We start from the raw sequence: 23,610 nt of genomic DNA, 5'->3' as shown, positions 1-23,610 counted from the left end.
AATGAAATAAGGAGAAAATCATGACAAACGCAATGCCTAAACGTCAAGAAATTGATGTGCAATTAACTTGGGATACGGACATTTTATTTCCGACCCCTGACAACTACAAAGAAAATTTAGCAGCCTACGCTAAGCAAGTGACAGCTTTCGAATCGAATTACAAAGGGAAGCTAACTGATAAGGATACCATCGTTTCCGCCTTAACAGAATACGAAAAAATCGTTATTCTTGATAGCAGACTTTCCCACTATGCCTTCCTTCCTTTGGAAGTCGATAAGATGAATACTGAATTGGCGAGCCTGGCCAACGAATACGACCTCGTTTCTGCCAAGGCACGTCCTCAACGAGATTTCCTCTATTCAGAACTTGGGCAATTAGATGAAGCCTTTCTATTTGAATTAAAAGAAGAACAACCACAATGGGCTGCTTTCTTTGATGGTATTCTCCGTGACAAGCCTCATCAACTGCACCCACTTCAAGAAGAACTTTTATCAAATTTTGCACCAACATTTGGTCAGCCCTATAATAATTACGGTGTGACCAAGTTTGAAGATATGACATTTGAAAACTTCGAGGCAAATGGCGAAACGCTCGGCAATAGCTATGTGCTCTTTGAAAATGATTATGAGCTCAGCCATGATACCGAAATCCGTCGTAATTCAGCTGTTGGTTTCTATTCAACCTTGAAAAAATACAAGAATACTACTGCAGCGACTTATTTATCTCATATCAAGAATGAGCAAATCGAAGCTCGCTTGCGTGGATTTGAAAATACCATTGACTTCCTCTTGCATAGTCAAAATGTCTCTCGTGATCTCTTCGACCGTCAGATTGATGTCATTATGAAAGAATTGGCTCCTCACATGCGCCGTTATGTGAAATTGGTTGCCAAGGCTCATGGTTTGGATAAAATCACTCATGCTGACTTGAAAATCAGCTTGCCATCGGAATACAACCAACGCATCACACCTGAAGAATCCAAACAATTCTTGATTGACTGCTTGGGTATTCTTGGTGAGGACTACGTGAAAATGATTGAACAATCATTTGATGAACGTTGGATTGACTTTGCTCAAAACGAAGGTAAAGCTACGGGTGGCTTCTGTGCTACTCTTTATGATGGGCCATCTTACATCCTACTTTCATGGACAGGCTTGATGAACGAGGTCTTGGTATTGGCTCACGAATTGGGACATGCTGGTCATTTCCAATTGGCTAAGAAACAAAGCGTCCTCAGCTACGATCCATCCCTCTACTTCATCGAGGCGCCTTCTACTGCTAATGAAGTCTTGACATGTAACACCCTTTTGAAAAACAACCAAGATCCTGGCTTCCAGGCTTACTTGATTAGCGAGTTGATCAGCCGTACTTACTTCCACAACATGGTCACTCACTTGCTTGAAGCAGCCTTCCAACGTGAAGTCTACACTCGTTTGGACAATGAAGAATACCTCAACGGTGATATTCTCTGCCAAATCAAGTTGGATGTCATCAAGGAATTCTGGGGTGAAGACTTTGAAATCGGTGACGATGCAGGTCTTATCTGGATGCGTCAACCACACTACTACATTGGTTTGTATCCATATACCTACTCAGCTGGTTTGACCATCGGTACGGCTATGGCGAAGCAATTGGAAGAACATCCTGAAGAAGTTGTTGAAAAATGGTTGGAAACCTTGTCACTCGGTGCAAGTCTTTCTGCCCAAGACCTTGCTAAACACGCAGGTGTTGACGTTTCAACTGACCAACCACTCAAAGAAACCATCGCCTACGTTGGTTCATTGGTGGATAAATTGGAAACACTAATCTAAGACACATAAAAGACTTGAACTTATTTGTTCAGGTCTTTTTGTCTATTCTTTCTTGATACCAATTTTTGATATAGGTCAATTCATCCTGACTTAAAAAATGTCCCTTGTCAAAACGAACTAGGTTAGCGTTAGGAAAGGCTGTCGCTTGCCAGTCTACTACAAGATTTTCAAGAGCGACTTGGTCGACGAGTTGGTCATTCTGCCCCAGTGTAAATAAAATCTCTGCTCTGCTATTTTCCATAGGAAAAGCATAATCTAAGGCTGAAAAGTAACATCGACTGTTTTCGAAGTAAATTTTAAGTCGAGTATATGATGATAAAAATGATAGGCGTGATGAATATTTCCTACCAACTAGAGATGTGATGAATACCTATAATGTTCATAAGATAACCTCTCTAAATATGATAGCTTAATTTTATAACTAATTAGTCATTTATTCAAAGTACTATAAACAAAGAAAACACCCGAATTCATTCGAGTGCTTTCAGGAGATTATATGAAAAAGATGTTTTTATTATAAAATAGCTAGCTTAAATAAATCTAAAAGAATAAAAATAATGAAGATACTCTAGACATGTAATAAGTATTTCCTCTTCAAATTCAACTCTCTAGATGACCAGCTGAAACAGTTCCTCGAACTGTTTCACTCCCCCAGATATTGCTCGCTCTCTTGTTTCTTGGCTCGCGTTAAAACAGTCTATCCGTAGACTATCCTTGCTTTCCAGTTTCTAGGCTCGGGTTAAAAATGTCCCCCAGACATTTTTAATAATCCGGTCGTACGACTCCTGTCACGGTTGCTTTGGTTGCTTCATAGTCGCCGTCCACTACGACTTTGATAATCCGTTTTGCATCTTCTTCTGGACAAGGTACCAATGGTAAGCGGAGTGGTCCAACTTCAAATCCCATGTAATTGAGAACTGCCTTGACTGGTGCAGGACTAGGATAGGAGAATAGAGCATTAACTTTTGGTATAAACTTGCGTTGAATGGCAGCTGCTGTTCGGATATCTTGCTGCTCAATAGCAGTAAACATCTCATACATTTCATCACCATTAGTATGTGAAGCAACGGAGATCACACCATCTGCTCCAAGGTTCATAGCATGGAAGGCATCGCCGTCCTCACCAGTATAAATCAAGAAATCCTCTGGCTTATTTTCGATCAAGTAGGCCATATTGGCAAGACTTGTACACTCTTTAACACCGATAATATTTGGATGCTCTGCCAAACGCAACATGGTTTCAGGCGTCATTTCAACGACAACACGACCTGGAATATTGTAGATAATGATTGGTAAATCAGAAGCATCCGCAATAGCCTTGAAGTGCTGATACATTCCCTCTTGAGAGGGTTTGTTGTAATATGGCACAATGGCAAGACCTGCCGCAAAGCCTCCGAATGCCGCTACTTCTTTGGCAAACTCAATAGAGTCACGGGTATCGTTTGTACCAATACCTGCAATCAATGGCACGCGTCCATCGACAATCTTTTGAACTGCTGCAAACAATTCTAACTCTTCCGCGTGTGTCAGGGTTGGACTTTCAGCAGTTGTTCCTGCCAACAGAATTCCTTCCGTATGGTGGGCCAACAAATGCTCAACCAATTCTGGCAACACATCATAGTTAATTGCACCATCTTCTTTAAAGGGCGTAATCATAGCCGTAATAATTTTTACATCACGTAAATCTTGAATAGACATATCTCAACCTTTCTACAACTGAATGCCACAATCAAATTATCAAAAGCCAAGCCCTTAACATCTAAGCTTTTAATTTTTTGAAAATACGATAGCTATTGACAAAGAAAATCATACTCACTGCTAGGAATGCGAGAGCGACTCCAGTAGCACCCACTAAAGAATAAATCCAGTAAATAAAGCGTGGGAGGAGTTTTTCTCCACCTGTTTCTTCCCAAACTAACAAATCTTGCCTGATAATGAATCCATAGACAGCAACTACAAGACCCAAAACGGTACTGAAGAAAATTTGCACCTTTGGGCGTTGCCCCATTTTCTTAGCAATGTTATCATTCATTTTTCAATCTCCTAAACCTAGTCCTTATTTCAACTCAAATTTCAATTCTGCGGTTGGACGAACAAGACCACGTTCATGGAGAGTTTCAGCGATTTGAACTGAGTTCCAAGCTGCACCTTTAAGCAAGTTGTCAGAGACAACCCACATATGAATACCGTTTTCCTTGTCCAAGTCCTTACGGATACGACCGACAAAGGTATCGCGGCTACCAACTGCATTGACAGCTTGTGGATAGACTTGGTTTGCCACATCATCTTCCAAAACTGCGCCTGGGAAAGCTGCAATGGCTGCTTTTACCTCATCAATTGGAGCAATTTCTTTTGTTTCAATGTAAACAGACTCTGAGTGAGCTGACAAGACTGGAATGCGGACACAGGTTGCAGAAACAGCAATACTATCGTCTTCCATGATTTTCTTGGTTTCTTTTGTCATCTTCATCTCTTCATAAGTATAATCATTTTCAGTGAAGAGATCGATTTGAGGAATAGCGTTAAAGCCGATTGGATAGTGTTTCTTATCACCACCAGAAGGAAGAATATTTGCTTCTACCGCTTTTGGCTCCACTCCATCATTCAAGACTGCACGCAATTGAGCTTGGGTTTCCAAGATAGCCCCCATACCTGCACCAGAAACCGCCTGATAGGTCGAAACGATAATCCGCTCCAATCCCCATTTCTGACGAACAGGCTCCAAAGCTACCATCATTTGAATAGTTGAGCAGTTAGGACAAGCAATAATACCATTGTGGGCATCAAGCGCGTGAGCGTTTACCTCTGGAACAACCAAAGGTACATCTGGATTTTGACGGAAGTAAGAGGTATTGTCAACTACTACAGCTCCTGCTTTCACAGCGTAAGGAGCGTACTTGGCAGATGTAGAGCCACCAGCTGAGAAGAGGGCAATATCGACTCCTTCAAAGGCGGTTTCTGTTGTTTCTTCAATGACAATATCCTGCCCCTTAAACTGCAAGGTCTTGCCTGCTGAACGGGCAGAAGCAAGGAAACGTACTTTCTCGATTGGAAGTGTAGATTCTTCCAACATTTTAATCATTTGGGCACCAACTGCACCAGTCGCACCAACAACAGCTACTACATAAGCCATAAAAAATCTCCTTTAGATCAATTCTTCAAAATTTTCTAAAAATTTGTTATTTCATAATTATACCATAATATTTTGAAAAGAAAAGCCCTGAGAAAACTGAATTTCTCAGGACCCATTTGAAATAATTATGCAGAGTAGGCAAGCATCCGCGAACGTTGCTCAATTTCCTCTGGGGTCAAAGCACTATTATAGAGGACAAATTGACGAAGGTTCAACTCATCAACCGTCCAACGAAGTTCCGTTTGACGACGGGTTCCACCAACTTGGACATAGTCCATAGCTGTAGCAGAGGTAAATGGAGCTTGCGACATGGTCGTCTGACCAGACAGTTTTCCATTCACATATAATTTGACTAGAAACTGAGTACTTGTTCCAACTTGTTCATAGGTCATGGCCATAGTATTCCAATTTCCATTTATTAATCGTTGACTGGCATCTGTAATATGGCCGATTGTATGTCCACCACTGCCAACACGGCTTTCAAAAATCAGTTTTCCATCCCGCACTATGAGAGCTGAGTACTCATTTTTTAGACTAGCACTTGATGTTGAGAATAGGCTATAAAAACCTGAAGTTGTACTGGCTTTAAAGTCCATGAAAATTGTTCCACTATTGATAGCTAAAAGGTTATCCTTGACACTGCTATCTAATTCAAGGCGTTTCCCATTTTGGGCATTTGTCTGAAGAGGATCCAAACTCAATACCTGATGATTAGCAAAGGCAGGTTCGGCTTGACTTGAAACGTATTCAAATAATTCCACCTCTTTCAAGGTCATCATGCGATTATTGATCTGATTTGGTCGCACACGCGCCTCCAGAATAATCAACTCCACTCTATCCGCTCGAATCTCTCGTGTAAATTGATAAGTTTCAATCTCTCTTTCATACGGCACCGAAATTTCAGTTGATTGATGAACCAGATTCACACCATTATAAGCCTTTATTCGATATTTAGTGACCGTTCCGTTGTTATTGATACGCTTGGTCATGACCAGACTATGCAATCTAGTTGCTTGGCCATTTCTAGTCTGGATAGTAATTGTCTGTGGCAGAGTGATTCGATTAGTTAAATTCCATCGAAGCTCTGTCAAACTTTCCTTATTGCCGTCCATCAGGTTAGATAAACCACGCCCAAAGGTATCCTCGTAGACATTTTCACCACGAACAGATAAGCGTGAACTGTCAATCTTTTCTACCCGAAAGGCTGGCTGCTCTTCAACTGCATCTCCAACCTCATACAATTCAACTTCTTTGATTGTCATTGTACGGTTATTGATAATATCTGGTCGGAATTTAGCTTCTAAAATTATCAACTCAACCTTATTAGCAAAAACACGACTGGTAAATTTGTAGCTATCCTCCGTCTGAGCATAAGGAACTTCTATAATGCCAGAATCGTGAGTTAAGGTAGCTCCGTCATACGTCTTAATGCGGTACTTTGTTACCGTACCGTAATTATTGATACGCTTGAAAAGAGCTAACTTATCAAGTTGAATGGCTTGTTGATTACGTGTCTGAATGGAAATAGTCTGCGGTAGGGTAATTTTATCTGTCAAATTCCAACGCAATTCGGTTAGACTTTCTAAATCACCATCCATCAAATTTCCTAATCCACGTCTGAAACTATCCTCAAAGACATCCTCACCTGTCACAAGCAAGCGGTCACTCGACACTTTCTTCGAATGATCAGCCAAAATCTTCTCGAAAACAGCTCTTACAAGGGCATCTTTATTAGACAAAGTGACAATTGCACCTCTAGACAAACCTTCTATGGATAAACTTGTATCTTGCTGATTCCAACGATAAACCAATGTATGACTATCTAATTGACCAAGAAAATTTAATACTTGACCTGTACTTGTTCTAAGGTTTGGTTGATTTAATGCGATTATCGGTTTAGTAAAAGAAAGGTATAGTTGATTATCACGACCTAGACTGACAGACTGAATAGAACTTGTTGCATTTGCAGTAGCAGGCCGTGTCAAATAATCCCATGTCACTTGTTTATAATAGAGACTGTAGGCATTCTGGTTACCTGTTGTATGCTCATAAAGAATACCAAAGGTATCATTTCCTAGATATTGCAAGGAATTATAAGCGAAATTACCATCTTGAATCAGGCTGTGGTGTAACCAGTTTAAGCGACCATTTGCATCTACTTCCGCTACATGAATAGTGCCGTTAACACGATTACGGCCAGGTCCACCAGCATTGGCTAAAAGAACATATTCTTTCCCATTACGAACATGGCGAATAGCGGACAATTGAACATAGGAATCATGAACATCTTCCAAAACTTCCAAATCATTTAACCAGGTTTGACCACCATCTAGACTTGTTGCTACACGTACCTTACCAACTAAACCACGCATAAACATTTTCAACTGACCATTACCAAGTTGAACTAGTGTTGCTTCCGTTCCCTGTTCTTTTGATAAGTTCATAGTACTAGAATGTAGAACTGTCCCATTCTCTAAGCGCCGATTGTCATTGAAAGTCTGTCCTGCTTTCCATGTTCTACCGTGGTCATCAGAATAGAAAACAAGAGCTGATTGAGAACCATATAAGCCAGTTTGCCAATTAGCTGAGTAGGCAGGCACTACTAAACGCCCCTTATTTGGACCTGTATGCAAGGTAATACCAGTACCTGGTCCCAAGCCTAGAAATTTCATATAGTCTTTCTTAACACTCGGTGTGATATCCTCTGGTCGCGACCAGGTCAAACCATCATCATCACTATAAGATATCCAAATATAGTTTGCTTTTGCTATACGGAACAAACCTGGGTCATCCGTCTGATTATAGATATTACCAATTAATTGTTGATTATAATATAGATCCCCCATATTAGCATAAGCCGAACTACTATCGCCTGTATTAACCCGATAGCGAGTTATCTGACCGTCAGGAGTATAGATGTAGCCATTTTCTCGCAAGGTAAATGGACGATCATTCTTATTAGAATAGAGGTTTAGATAAGATTTTCCATTAACAACAGTATACTCTACCTCTCTTTGAGACGGCATTCCAAACAATGCCTGTCCTTCTGGATACATATCATAAATCGCAAAAATTCGTTTCGTTGTAGGATCTTGAACAAGAGCTGTATCAATTGTTAAAGGTGCCCCAATGGAACGGTTGACTGCTTTTTCATTATTCTTCAAATCAACGATTTTAATAGTTGAACCCCAAGTCTGACCATTATCCGAACTACGTTTCACAACTTGAGCAATATCACCCCAGTCACCCGAATGATCATGTCGCATATCTGTCGCTGCAATCAAGGTTCCCTTATCAGTCTTCAAAAGAGCTGGAATTCGGAAACTAGCAGCTCCTTCTGGACCTTTCTGACCAGCTCGTCCACCTTCAAAAACCACAACTTTTTCAGAAATTCCAGTCCTTTCCAAACTATCTACTGGGAAAGTTTCACGAACAAACAAAGCAGAACGACGAGCAATCTCTTCAGCTGTCAAAACTTTATTATAAAATGTAAAATTGCGAACGTCCATCTGTTCAATACCCCAACGCAAGTCATTACCACGTTTGGTTGCACCAAGTTGAGCATGGCTCATTGCTGTCGCACTGGTAAAAATTCCTTGACTGGCTCTGGTTATACCAGACAATTGACCATTAATGTAGAGTTTGATATCCATTTCTTGGCTATTCAAGACTTTTTCATATGTCATGGCAACAGCATTCCATTCACCATTGACCATATTGGCATCCATCTGAGTAACATTTGCAATGGTCCGTCCGCCATCTACACGACTTTCAAGAATAATACTGCTATCCTTTGCAATCAGAGCTGTATATTCATTTGCTTTTGTATCGCTTGATGTAGAAAATAAACTATGGAAACCTGCATTTTGACTAGCCTTATATTCCATATAAATAGTGCCATTCTCGGATTGTCTAATCAGATGTTCAGTCCCCTCATCTAGGACATGGCGTTTATCGTTACTACTATCTAATTGGACACCTTCGACCTTGGTAACTTCATTAGCTTCAAATTCCTTGGCTGGACTATCTTCATTTACTGGTGGTTGCTGGATATGAGGGTCTGTAAATACTGGAACCTCTACCCCAACAGCAGCTGAGTCTACCACCTCTTCAACATCTAACTCCGTATTTTCGACTACTGGTTGGAGGACAGCAGTTGCTTGCTGGTTCTCAACAGTCGTCACAATCTCTTGCCCCTGAACTTGCTTAACAAAGAGGAAAGCCGGTAGTACCATGCTTGAAAATAAAGAAACTTTGTAAATGGATGATTTTGTTATCTTTTTCATATAAACTCCACGATTATTATCTCCCAGTCAAGTCTGACCAAGAATAAGCAAATAACTAATCACAAACCTCAGAAAGAGGAGTGAAAATATTCATCATTAGAGTATCATTAATTATTGATTATAGGAAATATTCAACTCAATATATACTCAATATATAAAAAAAGCCCACCTAAAAGGTGGGCAAGGGCATCGTTTCCGATGAGGTTAGAAGGTTCACAGCATCTAACCAAGGTCCGCTCCTGCGTTTCAATCTAATGAAGACCTCCCTAGCGTCGAAGGGAGTGGGAAAGAACTCAACCAATCAACTTAGAGTTCGTCTTCCCACCCCCGCACAGTTGATTAGGTCAGATTTGGAGTATAAAATACGAACAAATCTGCCAATCAACCACTGCGCTGAGATGTTGACACGAACTCTGAGAAGTGTGCTGAACCTTAATCCCACCACTACTCGGCTCATCGCATGAATCTATTCTACCATAATCTCAAGGATTTGCAAGCCTGATTACTCCAGTCGTTCTTGAATACTCACTTGTACTCTATCACCAGCCTGTTTTCCAATAGCCGCTCGAATAGCCTTTTGAACGCCAATAATGTAACAGATATTACCTGTTTCATCCTTGATTCCCATATTGACAATGGAGCCATCATAGGGATGACCATCAAATCTGGCATGTACCTTTACCCTCCCCTTGCCAAACTCTTCTCGTATATCATAGGGAAATATGACATAGGCTCCGCCCTTATCTGGAACAGGGTGGATAGTTGCTACAAATTCATATACTTTAGACAAGATTCCTCCTAAATGTACTTACTAGCTTCACGAATGGATAAGCCTGCCATTTGGGAACTGTACTTTTTTAGAAAAGCCCGTACCCAGTCAGGATTGGTCTTGGAATAATCTCGCAAACTCCAGCCAATCGCCTTGTTAATGAAAAATTCAATCTGATTGAGATTGTTGACCAAAATCTTCTCAAGAAGTTCCGTATCCGTCTTTTCTTTTTGGAGAAGCTGGTGGTCAATGGCAATCCGTCTCAACCAGAAATCATCATCCAAACTCCATTCCAAGATTGTCTGCTTGGCCTCTGGATTGTCCAAAACAATCTTACCTACTAATTTATCCAGACCATCAATACTATCCCACCAAGACTTTGTTTGAGCTAACTTTTTTAAGCGGGGCAGGTCGGCTAAAACCAAGTCTTTTTTCTTGGTAACCAGGTAATCAATAGCGATATACTGAAACTCGCGGTAGGGTTTGGCCCAACAAGCCTCTACAAAGTCCCAGTCAATTCCCTGAGCCTTAGATTCTTTGAAAAATTGCCTAGCAACTTTTCGGCGGTCAGGTGATCGAACACCTAAGAAATCAAAGTGATTCTTCATATAGGCCTTCATAGGCTGGGCCTGACTGGTATCTGCTACAGCCAAGAGTCGTTTTTCTAATTCTTCAATCTTCATTATTCTCACCTACCAAAGATTTTTGGAGCCAGACAATATCATGCCAGCTATCGAATTTGTACCCAACTTTTTTGAAATGTGCTACCTGTTCATAGCCCCTCTTCTCATGGAGTGCTATAGAGGCTGCGTTTGGTAGGGCGATACAGGCTAAGAAATTTTTAAAACCACGCGCTGTCAGTTCCTTTTCCAAAGCATTGTAGAGAAGAGTTCCAATTCCTTTTCCACGTACTTCTTGCTTGATATATACGGATAATTCCACCGTCCAATCGTAAGCAGCACGGGCATAGTAGGTCGATGCGTAAGCATACCCCACAACCCGCCCTTCTTCTTCTGCGACCAGATAGGGAAACTTCTCCAAGGTCTTTTCAATTCGACTTGCAAAGGCTTCCACAGTCGGTACTTCTGTTTCAAAGGTAATAGCGGTCTTTTCTACATAAGGAGCATAAATTGCCACAAGGTCTGCCGCATCCTCTATCCTTGCGGAACGAATGTCTATCATTTAGTTCTCCAATAATTCTCTATCATAAATCGTATAGTCACAACGGTAGATAATCAAGCGTTTCCCATCTATCAATAGTTCAGAAGTCTTAGGTGCGTCAGATGCATAAAGAGACACTTTATCACCTACATAAGTAGCAAGCGGGGTTCCGTTTTGCGAACGAATCAAAACCACCTTAGCCTTACCAGTAAAATCATTTTTCAAACTAGAAACCATCCGATTAACCAAGGGAATTGCACGATCGTAATTTGCAATATCTACAGTCGATTGATACTTGGCAAATAAATCCTCTAAGCCCTCTTCGGCAGCAATCAAGGAAGAACCGACATGGTCAATCTCATAATCACCAAGTGTCACCTTTAAAACAGACGAATCCGCATTAGAATTGCCTTCGGCATCCACTGAGTCGAATTCTTTATTCCGCGAAATCGATAAGGATTTACCAGACATTTCATCTATTAACTGAGAATTTTCATCAAATGTCCGAACTGTCATTTCCAAACCAATCCATTCTTCCTTGGTATTTTTCCACCAATTTGAAATCGACTGACAGGCTGACAAAGTAAACAAACTTGCGACTAAGACAGCACTAAGTGCTAGTTTTTTATTCCATTTCATATAAAACCTCCAATGGTTGATACCTTATTGTACCACGTATATAAAAAATACCAAAATGACCAGCAGATTGCAGTTTAGAACCCCCAAAATAGCATGGTAATCTTATATAACCTATTCTGTAAAAGAAATAGGAAAAATAAAATAAATATCAATAAATTCATTTCAAAATTACTATATAATCATTTGACTTTTTGTTTGAAAAGGGTTACATTTTATTTGATATATTAACAAGGAGGAACGCTTATGAAATTACTTGGAAAAGTTGCGCTGATTACTGGTGCTGCATTTGGTCTTGGTAAAGGAATTGCTGAAGTCTACGTAAAAAATGGGGCTCAAATCTGCATGATAGATAGAGATGAAGCCGTTGAGACAACGGCACAAGAATTGCGAGAAAAGTATCATGCAGACATCATTACACATATAGCTGATGTTCGTGAAATAACACAATTACAAGAGGCTGTAAATAAAACGATTGCTGCATTTGGTTCTCTACATATAGCCTGTTGCAATGCTGGAGTCTGTCGATTGGCTCCATTTGAAGAATTTACAGAAGAAATGAGAGATTTCCATATCGATGTAAATATCAAGGGTGTCTGGAATACTTGCCAAGTCGCCATTAAGGAAATGCTAAAAGGAAACGGAGGTAGTATTGTCATTGCTTCTTCTGTCACAGGAGATATTGTGGCAGACCCTGGAGAAGCTGCATATGCAATGACCAAAGCAGCAACAGTAGGTTTAACTAAATGCTTAGCGGTTGAATATGCTCAAAAAAATATTCGTGTAAACTGTACACAATTAGGATACGCACGTACACCAATGGTAGAACAAATGGCTTTAGAGTCTAATCCTGAAAACCCTGAGCAAATCATCGAGGGGATTGCAAAAGCAGTCCCAATGAAACGACTAGCAGATCCTAAAGAAGTTGGAGAATTATTTGCTTTTCTTGGAAGCGATGAAAGTAGTTATATAACAGGGGCTCAAATTGTCATTGATGGAGGAGCTACTCTGCCAGAGACTGTCGATATGGGAGTCTAACGCACAATGTAATTAAAAGGAGAATAACAAGATGAAACATCATCAAGGTATTCTCCTTTTATGCTATAAAAAACCGCCCTATTGGACGGTTATTACACTATTAAAAATTGAAGACATCGTTCAAATTCTCAGCCATAGTCGGATGGGTGAAGATTTGTGTTTTGAAGTAGGTATAAGGAATCTTATTGTCAATCGCCATAGCAATCAAGTTAATCAACTCTTCTGAGTTTCGACCAAAGAGAGTTGCTCCAAGAACCAGTTTGCTTTCCTTATCCACAATAACCTTGAAGATACCTTTGAGGTCGTTATTGACATGGGCACGTGGCATATTGGCAACAAGCAATTCATTGGCAATATAGTCGTAACCTGCTTCCTTGGCTTCCTTCTCGGTCAGACCGACACGAGAAAGCACAGGCGTGATAAAGACACTGGTTGGAATAGACTTACGTTGGCTCAAGCTGTAGGTTCCAGTCCCAGTCAATTTACCGAAGACGATGCGGAAGTCGTCTAGGGATGTATAAGTAAATTGTGGACCGCCATTGACATCGCCCACTGCGTAGACACCTGGAACAGTGGTTTCACAGTAGTCATCCACCTTAACAGCACCATTTCCCAAAAGCTCAATCGCCGTATTTTCCAAGCCCAAGTCAGCAGTGTTCGGCACCCGACCTGTCGCATAGAGGACAGCGTCGAAAATTGCTGTTTGACCATTGACTGTCACAGCAACTTGATCACCTGTTGCTGCCACTTGTTCGATGTTTGCTCCGAGCACGAAAGTCACGCCAGCTTCTTCCATGTACTCCTTGGCTAGCTTGGCAACCACTTCCTCTTCTCTTGGTAAAATAGCAGAGCTGGCTTCATATACCGTCACCTGGCTGCCGAGTTTGCTGTAAAGTCCAGCAAATTCCAATCCAATGTTACCACCACCGATAATTGCCAACTTGTTAGGACGAGTTTCCAAGTTCTGAATGCCTGTACTATCATAAACGTGAGCTGTATCCAACAAACCTGGAATTGGAAGCACGCGCGACTTAGCACCTGTATTGATGACGATGGTTTCCGCAGTTAGTTGAATGGATTCCTCACCAGCCGATACTTCCACAATCTTGTCGGCTACAAAACGTGCGTGTCCTTGATACAAACTAGCACCGCTGCCTTTCAAGACTGCCTCGTTTTTGTTTCGCAGACGAGTGGTGACTGCTTCCTTTTGCTCCATTACCTGCTCAAAAGTCCAGTTTTTATCTGCTGCTACCAAGAGAGTCTTGGTTGGAATACAGCCAATATTGATACAAGTCCCGCCAAACATAGCAGGATTTTCCTCAACCAAGGCAACCTTTTTTCCAGCTGCTGAAAGCTTACCTGCCAAGGTCTTTCCAGCCTTACCAAAACCAATGACTACTAAATCATATTGCTCCATAAAATACTCCTTATATTTTTTCAACATTAGTCTATCAAAAAAGAAAATTTTTGGCACAATTCTGCTACGGCCTATTATGGAGTCCTAGTTGCAGGAAAAAACATTACAATAACTGAGAAGGTTTTGATAAAAATATGTTAATAATAGACGAAATGTACTTATTTTTGATACAATGTATCCATACACTAGTTTATTAATACAGAGAGGTAAAACTATGAAAGAAAAATTTCAAATGTGTAAAACCTATCTTCCAGTCGTCTTAGCAACGATTGGATTTGTCAACGGTTGCAAAATTATCTTTGGAGAATTAGGTAAGCCAAATGGCATGGAAGCTAAATATCCTCTCTTTCTCCTAACCATTTCCTTGGTTGCTATTTACATCATCCCTCTACTAATACTGACATATTCCTTAGCTAAACGCTATAACATCTCCAAACAAGTTATAGGGCTTAGCTGGCTTTTAGGCTTAACAAGTAGCATCTCTTTTTCTGAACTGGGACATACAGCTATTGGATATTTCCTGCTCGAAATCGTTAAAGCTAGTAATAATTTCCTAAATGACTGGGGCGCAGCTATTTCAGGTCCATTGGCAGAAGAAACCGGGAAAGGGCTAACTGTTCTACTTGTACTGCTTATTTGTAGAAAAATGACACTAAAAAATGCATTGGTAAGCGGAGTGATTGTTGGATTAGGTTTCCAAATCATGGAAGACATCACCTTTGTTTTTAGAGACATGTTCATGAATAAATTAGACGGCTTTGAAACTATTCTTGAACGCGTTGGTCAAGCTGGTTGGGCCCATTGGGTTTTCACGCTTCTCTTTGCCATTGGCTTAGTAGCCCTTCTCACGAAAAATACAGGTATGTCAAAAGCACAGGGAGTATTTTGGATTGGTGCAAGCTTTGGAATCCATTTTCTCTTTAATTCACCATTCAACACAGGTATCTTCCAGACGGTGTTTCCTATCTTGAGTATTTTACTTGGCTTACTTGCCTATCAAACGGTTGAGAAACTATCTGACTAGACAAAAAATCCGCCTTTGAGCGGATTTCAGATTGCAGACAAACATCGTTTTGGTGTTTGTCTTTTTTACTGTTTTTAGAGAAAAATGGCTGTTTTAATGCTGAAACCACCCCATCTGGACAAAATAAAAAGGCCTTCTTGCCATCCTTTTAACTAGTTTTTTGAGATTTAAGCACGCCAAAGTCAGTCCAATCTTATCCTCCATTTTGGACTTGCCTTTTTCCCTCGTGTAGCGCAGATTATGGTATTCCTTGGCTGTGCCAAATAGCCGTTCAATCGTCCCTTTCCGATGTTGATAGAGCTCCTTCATCCCTCTTTGATGACGAATATCCTCGCACTGTTCCAAATACTCCTTCCAAATATGCCGCGTGACAACTTTTTGATGGTTCTTACTGGTCGTACATACTGATAATAGGGGACAGTTGGCACAAATTGCTGGGTCACTTTTGTATTCTCGGTAGCCTTCTCGGGTGGTCGTGCGATAGGTCAACACCTGATGTTCAGGACACAGGACACAATCGAAGTGTTCGTCATAGACAAAATCTTTAGGACGAAGTTGACCCTTCTTCCCACGGGGACGGGTGTAGGGAAGGACAGGAGTGATTTCCTTATCAATTAGAAACTTGGCAATACTGGGAGTTTTATAGCCCGAATCTGCAATGATATACTCTGGTTTCAAGGGTTCAAGCTTGGCGAAAAGTGCAGGAAAAGCCTGACTGTCATGGATATTACCAGCCTCAACACTATAAGCAAGTGCCCAGCCATACTTATCACAGGCAACTTGGGCAGAATAAGCGAAAACTTCCTTATGATCACCTTTGTGGAACCAGCCACTTTCTGGGTCGGTTGTGGAGATTTTCTTAGCGATGGGCTCTGGCTCTTTGGCGGGCCCGAGCGGCTTTTTTCCGTGCTTTACCCGATCTTGATTAATTTCGATTTCCAGCTGTTCACTCATGAATTTAGCCTGCTTTTCCACCTCTTGGTTGATAAACTTACGATTATTAGCCGCAGCCTTAATATGAGTTCCGTCTATGAAAATCTCCGTCGGGTCAATCAGGCCTGCATTGATACACAGCCCAAGAATATGCGTGAAAATGGACTCAATCAACCCTTTCTCTTGAAAGCGACGCGAATAATTTTTGCCGTATGTCGTGAAGTGAGGCACCTTGTCATCTAGGGTTAAACCAAGAAACCAGTGATAGGCAGTATTCACTTCAATATCCTTGATGGTCTGACGCATGGAACGAATACCATAAAAGCACTGAATCAGAGGAATTTTAACTAACATGACAGGGTCAAGACTAGGACGACCATTATCAGATGAATAGGTATCTTCTACTAGGTCATAAATGAAGTCGAAGTCAATCACAGCTTCCACTTGGCGCAGGAAATGATCCTCAGGCACTAGCTGGTCAAGGGTATAGAAACTGTACTGATTGCGGTTATAGTCAGGTTTTTCTTTGTGTAACATAGGAGAACCTCACAAGTCCTTTTTCTTATATTATACTCCTAAATACGAAGAAAAGCCCTTAGAAAATCAATTCTAAGGACTTTGTCTTCAGTCTGAAATCCGCCTTTGAGCGGATTTTTCATATTCTTGTTAGAACAAGCCGATAGCTGTCCCATCTTCTGCCACATCCATATTGAGGGCAGCAGGTGCTTTTGGAAGACCTGGCATAGTCATGACATCACCGGTCAATGCCACGATAAAGCCTGCTCCTAATTTTGGAACAAATTCACGGACTGTAATGTCAAAGTCTGTCGGCGCTCCAAGGGCAAACTGATTATCTGAGAAGCTGTATTGGGTCTTGGCCATGCAGACTGGCAACTTGTCCCAACCATTCTTAGCAAATTCAGTCAGCTGGTTACGAGCCTTCTTCTCAAAGACAACGCCTGTACCACCGTAGATTTGCGTAACAATCTTGGTCACTTTCTCTTCTAAGCTATCCTCAACCTTGTAAAGACGTTGGTAGCTGGCTGCTTGGTTATCAATAGTAGCAACAACTGTCTCAGCCAATTCAACACCACCGTCAGCACCATTTGCCCATACGCTAGCCAATTCCACGGGTACGCCAATCTCAGCGCAAAGTTCTTTCAATGCAGCGATTTCATCAGCTGTGTCAGATACAAATTCATTGATAGCAACGACTGCTGGAATACCGTATTTCTGAATATTTTCAACGTGACGCTTCAAGTTAGAAAAACCAGCTTTCACTGCATCTACATTTTCAGCAGAAAGTTCTGTCTTGGCTACACCACCGTGCATTTTAAGCGCACGCAGGGTCGCTACAATCACCACAGCATCAGGAGCCTTAGGCAAGTTCGGCACCTTAATGTCGAGGAACTTCTCTGCTCCAAGGTCAGCCCCGAAGCCTGCTTCTGTGACGGTATAGTCGGCCAAACGCAGAGCTGTTGTCGTAGCGAGGACTGAGTTGCAGCCGTGGGCGATGTTAGCAAATGGACCGCCATGGACAAAGGCTGGCGTGCCATAGATGGTTTGGACAAGGTTTGGTTTAATAGCGTCCTTCAAAATAAGGGTCAAAGCACCTTCCACCGCCAAATCACGCACGTAGACAGGACTGCGATCGAAACGATAACCGATAACAATATTTGCCAAACGTTCTTTCAAGTCATTGATGTCCGTCGCCAAGCACAAAATCGCCATGATTTCAGAAGCTACGGTAATATCGAATCCATCTTCACGCGGAATACCATTGAGCGGACCACCCAAGCCAACTGTTACCTTACGAAGGGCACGGTCGTTGAGGTCCACAACACGTTTCCAGATAATACGGCGTTGATCAATCCCAATCACATTCCCCTGATGGATATGGTTATCAATCAAGGCTGAAAGGGCATTATTTGCTGTGGTAATGGCATGCATGTCGCCTGTAAAATGCAAATTGATGTCTTCCATTGGCAAGACCTGAGCAAAACCTCCACCAGCAGCTCCACCTTTGATCCCCATGACAGGGCCTAAAGAAGGCTCACGAAGGGCAATCATGGTTTTCTTGCCGATTTTAGAAAGAGCATCAGCTAAACCGATGGTAATGGTTGACTTACCTTCACCAGCAGGTGTTGGGTTGATAGCTGTTACTAAAATCAACTTACCTGGTTCATTGTCTTTCACCGCATCAATCTTATCAAAAGACAGTTTTGCCTTGTATTTTCCATAAAGTTCAATATCATCAAAGCCGATACCGACTTTTTCAACGATTTCTGTAATAGGTTTCAAGGTCACACTTTGTGCAATTTCAATATCTGTTTTCATGAGAGCTCCACCTTCCTTAATTTTCACAAACATTATACCATATAAAAATCAATTTTCGCATCATTTCCATCTATTTACTGAAAACGTACGGTTTTTACAGATATTTCCGTCATTTTCTTGGAATGTGTTCGAAAACAGGCTGTAATGCCTACTAGTCATCGTGTTGAGTAAAACTTTGTGAAAATCCCTTCTCAGAAACTTTACGAAAAATGGAAATTCTAGTAAAATATGAACATGAAACTATTGATTACATCAGGCGGAACAAGCGAAGCTATCGATCAAGTCCGCGCTATTACAAACCATGCTTCTGGAAATCTTGGAAAAATCATTGCCGAACAAGCCTTGAAACGTGGTCATGAAGTTACTCTTGTGACTACAAGACAGGCTGTTAAACCAAATTCTCAGAAGAATTTAACCATTATCGAAATCACAAATGTTGATAGTTTGAAAGAAACATTAGAACCTTTAGTCAAAACCCATCAGGCCCTGATTCATAGCATGGCTGTATCCGATTATACACCTGTTTATATGACTGGTTTAGATGAACTAAGAGCAACTGAAGATATCTCTAGTCTACTAAAAAAACAGAATACAGAAAGTAAGATTTCATCCAAGGATGACTACCAAGTTCTTTTCTTGAAAAAAACTCCCAAGGTCATTTCCTATGTAAAAAAATGGAATCCAGCTATCACACTCTTTGGCTTCAAACTATTGGTTAATGTTCCTAAGGAGGAATTATTTGCCGTAGCTCGCCAAAGCATTGAACGAAATGGCTCTGATTATATACTTGCTAATGACTTGAAGGATATTGGAGAAAATCAACACATTGCCTATTTAGTTGATAAAACAAGGGAAATTCAAGCACAGACAAAAGATGAAATTGCTCAGCTCATTTTAAATACCCTAGAAAAAGGAGAAAAAAATGGCTAATATCACACTTGCCGTTACTGGCTCTATTTCAGCCTATAAAGCAGCTGACCTAACCAGTCAATTGACCAAGCTCGGTCATCAGGTTACAGTCCTCATGAGTCGCTCTGCTATGGACTTCATCACACCTTTGACTCTCCAATCCTTGTCAAAAAATCTGGTTCACACAGATGTCATGATTGAAGAAAATCCTACTCTTATCAAGCATATCGATATTGCCAAAGAAACAGACTTATTTTTACTTGCCCCTGCTTCTGCCAATACGATAGCTAAATTAGCTAATGGTATGGCTGACAACATTATTACTGCAATAGCCCTGGCTCTGCCAATTGGTACTAAAAAACTGCTGGCACCTGCTATGAATACTAACATGTACCTCAATCCTGCTACCCAGAAAAATATCAAAACCCTCATAGAGTATGGTTTTGAGGAAATCAAACCGCGTGAAGCCCTGCTTGCTTGCGGCGACTTTGGTACAGGCGCTCTGGCCGAGGTTGATGTGATTCTTAACAAAGTAATGGAGGTTCTAAATGAAAACAAATAAATCCAGGGACGTTGCGACTCTTGCAATATTTCTAACAATCATGATTGTCATTGAAGTGGTCAGTCAGATGATTTTTGCTAATTTTATCTTGCCAATAAAACCGACTATTACACATATTCCCATCATCATCGCTTCCATTCTTTACGGTCCACGCTTAGGGGCACAACTGGGTGGTTTTATGGGAATAATGAGTATCATCCGCAATAGCATAATCCTTTCACCGATGAGTTATGTTTTCTCTCCTTTCGTAGAACATGGAAACTTCAATTCTATCCTGATTGCCTTAGTTCCACGTATTTTAATCGGAGTTACACCATGTTTTGTTTACAAATTGATGAAAAACAAAAAGGGGCTCCTACTAGCAGGTCTTACTGGTACCTTGACAAATACAATTTTTGTCTTGACTGGTATCTTCTTCCTATTTTCTAATGTATATGCGGGGGATATAAAATTGTTACTAGCTAGTATCGTCTCATTCAATTCTATTGCAGAATTAACCATCTCCGGTCTCTTAACCATAGCTATCGTTCCAGTTTTACAGAAAGTTAAAAAATAAATATCAGAAAATCACGTGAAAGCGTGATTTTTTTTTTTGAAAATGGTATAATGAAAGCGTTTAATAGAAAAATTTTAAGGAGATATGCGATGACTTATCAAGAAAACTATCAGACATGGCTCGACTTTGCGGACCTTCCAGATTACTTGCGTGAAGAATTAGTCGCAATGGATGAAAAAACCAAAGAAGATGCCTTCTATACAAACCTTGAATTTGGTACAGCGGGTATGCGTGGTTATATTGGTGCTGGTACTAACCGTATCAACGTATTCGTCGTTCGTCAAGCCACAGAAGGTTTGGCAAAATTGGTAGAATCAAAAGGTGAAGAAGCTAAAAAACGTGGTGTTGCCATCGCTTACGACTCACGGCACTTCTCTCCAGAATTTGCCTTTGAATCAGCTCAAGTTTTGGCAGCGCATGGTATCAAATCTTATGTATTTGAAAGCCTTCGTCCAACTCCTGAGTTGTCATTTGCTGTTCGTCATTACAATGCCATCGCAGGTATCATGGTGACTGCCAGCCACAACCCGAAAGAATTTAACGGCTACAAGGTTTACGGTGAAGACGGCGGACAAATGCCACCAGCTGATGCAGATGCATTGACCAATTTCATCCGTGCCATCGACAATCCATTTGCAGTTGAATTGGCTGACCTTGAAGCCAGCAAGGAAAATGGCTTGATTACAGTTCTTGGCGAAGAAACTGACGTTAAATATCTTGAAGAACTAAAAGACCTCAGCATCAACCCTGAATTGATTGCTGAATACGGTAAAGACATGAAGATTGTCTACACTCCGCTTCATGGTACGGGTGAAATGTTGGCTCGTCGTGCCCTTGCACAAGCTGGTTTTGAATCTGTTCAAGTTGTGGAAGCACAAGCTACTGCTGACCCTGACTTCTCTACTGTCGCTTCACCAAACCCAGAAAGCCAAGCTGCTTTTGCCCTTGCGGAAGAATTGGGCCGTGAAGTCGGTGCAGATGTCCTTCTTGCAACTGACCCTGACGCTGACCGTGTTGGTGTTGAAGTTCGTCAAGCTGACGGTTCATACTGGAACCTTTCTGGTAACCAAATCGGCGCTATCATTGCTAAGTACATCCTTGAAGCCCACAAGCAAGCAGGCACACTTCCTGCAAATGCTGCCCTTGCTAAGTCAATCGTTTCAACTGAGTTGGTAACTAAGATTGCTGAAAGCTACGGTGCTACCATGTTCAACGTCTTGACTGGTTTCAAATTCATCGCTGAGAAAATCCAAGAGTTCGAAGAAAAACACAACCATACTTACATGTTTGGTTTTGAAGAAAGCTTTGGTTATCTCATCAAACCATTCGTGCGTGACAAGGATGCTATCCAGGCTGTGCTTATGGTTGCTGAAATTGCTGCCTACTACCGTTCACGTGGTATGACCTTGGCCGATGGTATCGATGAAATCTTCAAAGAATATGGCTACTTTGCTGAGAAAACAATCTCTGTTACCCTTTCTGGTAAAGACGGTGCAGAGCAAATCAAGGCAATCATGGCTAAATTCCGTGATAACTCACCAGCACAATTCAACGCTACTGATATCGCAGTCTTTGAAGACTTTGCCCTTCAAACTAAGACAGACAAAGATGGAAACGTTGAAAAGCTCACTACTCCTCCATCAGATGTCTTGAAATACACCTTGGCAGATGATTCTTGGTTTGCAGTTCGTCCGTCAGGAACAGAACCAAAAATCAAATTCTACATCGCAACAGTCGGTGAAACACTTGCTGAAGCGGAAGAAAAAATCGCCAATATCGAAAAAGAAATCAACGAATTTGTTAGATAATCATTTAAAACCAAAAAGAGTCGCTTTCGCGGCTCTTTTCTTTCTTAACTATGCGTATAGATTTTCTCGAACATAAACATACAAATATATAAATGATGCAGATAATACCAATTTTTCAAAACTTGTAAAGTAGTTATACAAGAATAACAGAGGTTACATTTTATCTAGTTAGAGAAAATGAGTAATTCTCTATGGAATCCCTTTCGTTCAAAGGTTTCTAGGCTTTTACGAGCAGTCCAACACACTCGATGTGGGTTGTCAGTGTCTACCTATACTATCAAACGAAATAAGGTTGGTCAAATTTAGAATCATACTTTGGAACGAAATTATTTATCTTTATTTAGTGCTTTTAGGATCAATCTCTCCGTCCTTGAAGAATAAAGATATTTTCTCAATGAATCACTTGCTCTCTTAAACCTGTACAGCAACTCTAAGTTATCATAAATAGACCAAGATAATAGAGAAAACTCCTCTTTCCTCCTTATCAATTTGATCTTGAGTAAAGTTATACGAATAAGTGTGGCGATTATCCAATTTAGAAGTCATCCCTTTTTTAGTATAGAAAGACTTTTCTATTTTCTCTCCTTCATCCAATGAATGAAAATCCCCACAATAAAGAGACCAGATATCAAATTGTTTAGCCGAGAATATTCGTGTAAATTTCATTAATCTATCACTAGATAATTCAGTGATAATTTCCCGTAACTTAGTCAAATCAGCTATCTCAACAAATCTAAATCTCTCACCCCTTCCGTGTATGTAATATTGTTTACCAGCTAACGATATATAGTTTGGGACTTCCTTTTTCAAAAATGTCTCAACAATTGAGTCTTGACAATTAATTACATAATCAAAATTCTCAGATATTTCATAAATGTGACGATCAAGCCAAATTAATAATTGTTCGTATACTCTTCAAAATATTGGCTATTTTCTTTATCAATTATTTTTCGAACATCACGTTTTTGACTGTAGAAATAAAAGAAAAAAATCACTGGTACTATTGTTATTAGAGCTACTAGAGCAGGCAATCTTGAAAAGATATCACCAATGTTTACTTTTATTTGTAAAACAACTCTTATATCACTTTGAGAAAAAATCTCGAAAATTGTCATAATATGACAACGTCACTTTAAATTATTTATTGCGAACCAATGACTGATATGTAAAGCCCTTTGTCAAGTAAAAACAATCGAACTGATTAAAAAATGAAAAGTATCTAGAAAGAGC

General features: G+C 40.6%; 19 protein-coding genes and 1 pseudogene. 7 read left to right on the top strand and 13 right to left on the bottom strand.

The window, feature by feature from the left end; genetic code table 11:
• Positions 1-20 precede the first annotated feature (20 nt).
• On the top strand, positions 21-1,811 hold the full coding sequence (gene pepF / locus P7J49_RS04470; protein WP_408569636.1) for an oligoendopeptidase F: 1,791 nt from the start codon (positions 21-23) through the stop codon (positions 1,809-1,811).
• A 28-nt stretch (positions 1,812-1,839) separates the two neighbouring features.
• Here pepF and P7J49_RS04465 read toward each other — a convergent pair whose 3' ends face one another.
• The 9 genes from P7J49_RS04465 to P7J49_RS04425 form a co-directional block, all read right to left on the bottom strand.
• Positions 1,840-2,052: a hypothetical protein gene (locus tag P7J49_RS04465; RefSeq protein ID WP_408569634.1), complete on the bottom strand. Its 213-nt coding sequence runs from the start codon at positions 2,050-2,052 to the stop codon at positions 1,840-1,842.
• 521 nt (positions 2,053-2,573) lie between these two features.
• Positions 2,574-3,509, bottom strand: coding sequence for a 4-hydroxy-tetrahydrodipicolinate synthase (gene dapA / locus P7J49_RS04460; RefSeq protein WP_408569633.1), 936 nt, complete (start codon positions 3,507-3,509; stop codon positions 2,574-2,576).
• 61 nt (positions 3,510-3,570) lie between these two features.
• Positions 3,571-3,843 carry a hypothetical protein gene (locus P7J49_RS04455; RefSeq protein WP_024398888.1) on the bottom strand — a complete coding sequence of 91 codons (273 nt, stop codon included), beginning with the start codon at positions 3,841-3,843 and terminating at the stop codon, positions 3,571-3,573.
• Positions 3,844-3,867: 24 nt separating this feature from the next.
• Entirely contained in the window at positions 3,868-4,944 is a 1,077-nt protein-coding gene (locus P7J49_RS04450; protein WP_029188745.1) for an aspartate-semialdehyde dehydrogenase, read from the bottom strand.
• A gap of 125 nt (positions 4,945-5,069) precedes the next feature.
• The gene (locus P7J49_RS04445) at positions 5,070-9,230 is read right to left on the bottom strand and encodes a sialidase domain-containing protein (protein WP_408569630.1); all 4,161 of its coding nucleotides are present in this window, start codon (positions 9,228-9,230) and stop codon (positions 5,070-5,072) included.
• 502 nt (positions 9,231-9,732) lie between these two features.
• Positions 9,733-10,020, bottom strand: a complete 288-nt coding sequence (locus P7J49_RS04440; RefSeq protein WP_099810455.1) for a DUF1905 domain-containing protein — start codon at positions 10,018-10,020, stop codon at positions 9,733-9,735.
• A gap of 8 nt (positions 10,021-10,028) precedes the next feature.
• Positions 10,029-10,682, bottom strand: coding sequence for a DNA alkylation repair protein (locus tag P7J49_RS04435; protein WP_408569628.1), 654 nt, complete (start codon positions 10,680-10,682; stop codon positions 10,029-10,031).
• Positions 10,672-11,181, bottom strand: a complete 510-nt coding sequence (locus tag P7J49_RS04430; RefSeq protein ID WP_408569626.1) for an N-acetyltransferase family protein — start codon at positions 11,179-11,181, stop codon at positions 10,672-10,674. Before P7J49_RS04430 ends, P7J49_RS04435 begins: the two co-directional genes overlap by 11 nt.
• Positions 11,182-11,799 carry a DUF5052 family protein gene (locus P7J49_RS04425; RefSeq protein ID WP_408569624.1) on the bottom strand — a complete coding sequence of 206 codons (618 nt, stop codon included), beginning with the start codon at positions 11,797-11,799 and terminating at the stop codon, positions 11,182-11,184.
• Positions 11,800-12,042: 243 nt separating this feature from the next.
• On the opposite strand from P7J49_RS04425, the gene ucpA reads away from it, so the two are divergent.
• On the top strand, positions 12,043-12,834 hold the full coding sequence (gene ucpA / locus P7J49_RS04420) for an SDR family oxidoreductase UcpA (RefSeq protein ID WP_408569622.1): 792 nt from the start codon (positions 12,043-12,045) through the stop codon (positions 12,832-12,834).
• A 100-nt stretch (positions 12,835-12,934) separates the two neighbouring features.
• On the opposite strand, the gene P7J49_RS04415 is transcribed toward ucpA, so the two are convergent.
• Positions 12,935-14,251, bottom strand: coding sequence for an FAD-containing oxidoreductase (locus P7J49_RS04415; RefSeq protein WP_408569620.1), 1,317 nt, complete (start codon positions 14,249-14,251; stop codon positions 12,935-12,937).
• Between the two features lie 214 nt (positions 14,252-14,465).
• Here P7J49_RS04415 and P7J49_RS04410 point away from each other — a divergent pair, with 214 nt between their 5' ends.
• Entirely contained in the window at positions 14,466-15,275 is an 810-nt protein-coding gene (locus P7J49_RS04410) for a PrsW family glutamic-type intramembrane protease (RefSeq protein ID WP_408569618.1), read from the top strand.
• On the opposite strand, the pseudogene P7J49_RS04405 reads toward P7J49_RS04410, so the two are convergent.
• A pseudogene (locus P7J49_RS04405) lies at positions 15,214-16,745 on the bottom strand (IS1182 family transposase). The gene P7J49_RS04410 and the pseudogene P7J49_RS04405 sit on opposite strands and share 62 nt — an antisense overlap.
• A gap of 129 nt (positions 16,746-16,874) precedes the next feature.
• A complete protein-coding gene (locus tag P7J49_RS04400; protein WP_408569616.1) occupies positions 16,875-18,545 on the bottom strand; it encodes a formate--tetrahydrofolate ligase in 1,671 nt (556 codons plus the stop codon).
• 234 nt (positions 18,546-18,779) lie between these two features.
• Here P7J49_RS04400 and P7J49_RS04395 point away from each other — a divergent pair, with 234 nt between their 5' ends.
• The 4 genes from P7J49_RS04395 to P7J49_RS04380 all read left to right on the top strand — a co-directional run bounded on the left by P7J49_RS04395 (position 18,780) and on the right by P7J49_RS04380 (position 22,380).
• Complete coding sequence (locus tag P7J49_RS04395) at positions 18,780-19,475, top strand: phosphopantothenate--cysteine ligase (RefSeq protein ID WP_029185962.1); 696 nt, start codon at positions 18,780-18,782, stop codon at positions 19,473-19,475.
• Positions 19,468-20,016: a phosphopantothenoylcysteine decarboxylase gene (coaC, locus tag P7J49_RS04390; protein ID WP_029185963.1), complete on the top strand. Its 549-nt coding sequence runs from the start codon at positions 19,468-19,470 to the stop codon at positions 20,014-20,016. The genes P7J49_RS04395 and coaC overlap by 8 nt, the downstream gene beginning before the upstream one ends.
• A complete protein-coding gene (locus P7J49_RS04385) occupies positions 20,003-20,572 on the top strand; it encodes an ECF transporter S component (protein ID WP_029185964.1) in 570 nt (189 codons plus the stop codon). The genes coaC and P7J49_RS04385 overlap by 14 nt, the downstream gene beginning before the upstream one ends.
• 89 nt (positions 20,573-20,661) lie before the next feature.
• Positions 20,662-22,380, top strand: coding sequence for a phospho-sugar mutase (locus tag P7J49_RS04380; RefSeq protein ID WP_408569613.1), 1,719 nt, complete (start codon positions 20,662-20,664; stop codon positions 22,378-22,380).
• Between the two features lie 438 nt (positions 22,381-22,818).
• On the opposite strand, the gene P7J49_RS04375 is transcribed toward P7J49_RS04380, so the two are convergent.
• Complete coding sequence (locus P7J49_RS04375) at positions 22,819-23,190, bottom strand: hypothetical protein (RefSeq protein ID WP_408569611.1); 372 nt, start codon at positions 23,188-23,190, stop codon at positions 22,819-22,821.
• Positions 23,191-23,610 lie beyond the last annotated feature (420 nt).

The organism is Streptococcus suis, assembly GCF_046032515.1.
In the GTDB taxonomy this organism is placed as follows: domain Bacteria; phylum Bacillota; class Bacilli; order Lactobacillales; family Streptococcaceae; genus Streptococcus; species Streptococcus suis_AL.
This window is presented reverse-complemented; position numbering and strand designations above follow the sequence as displayed.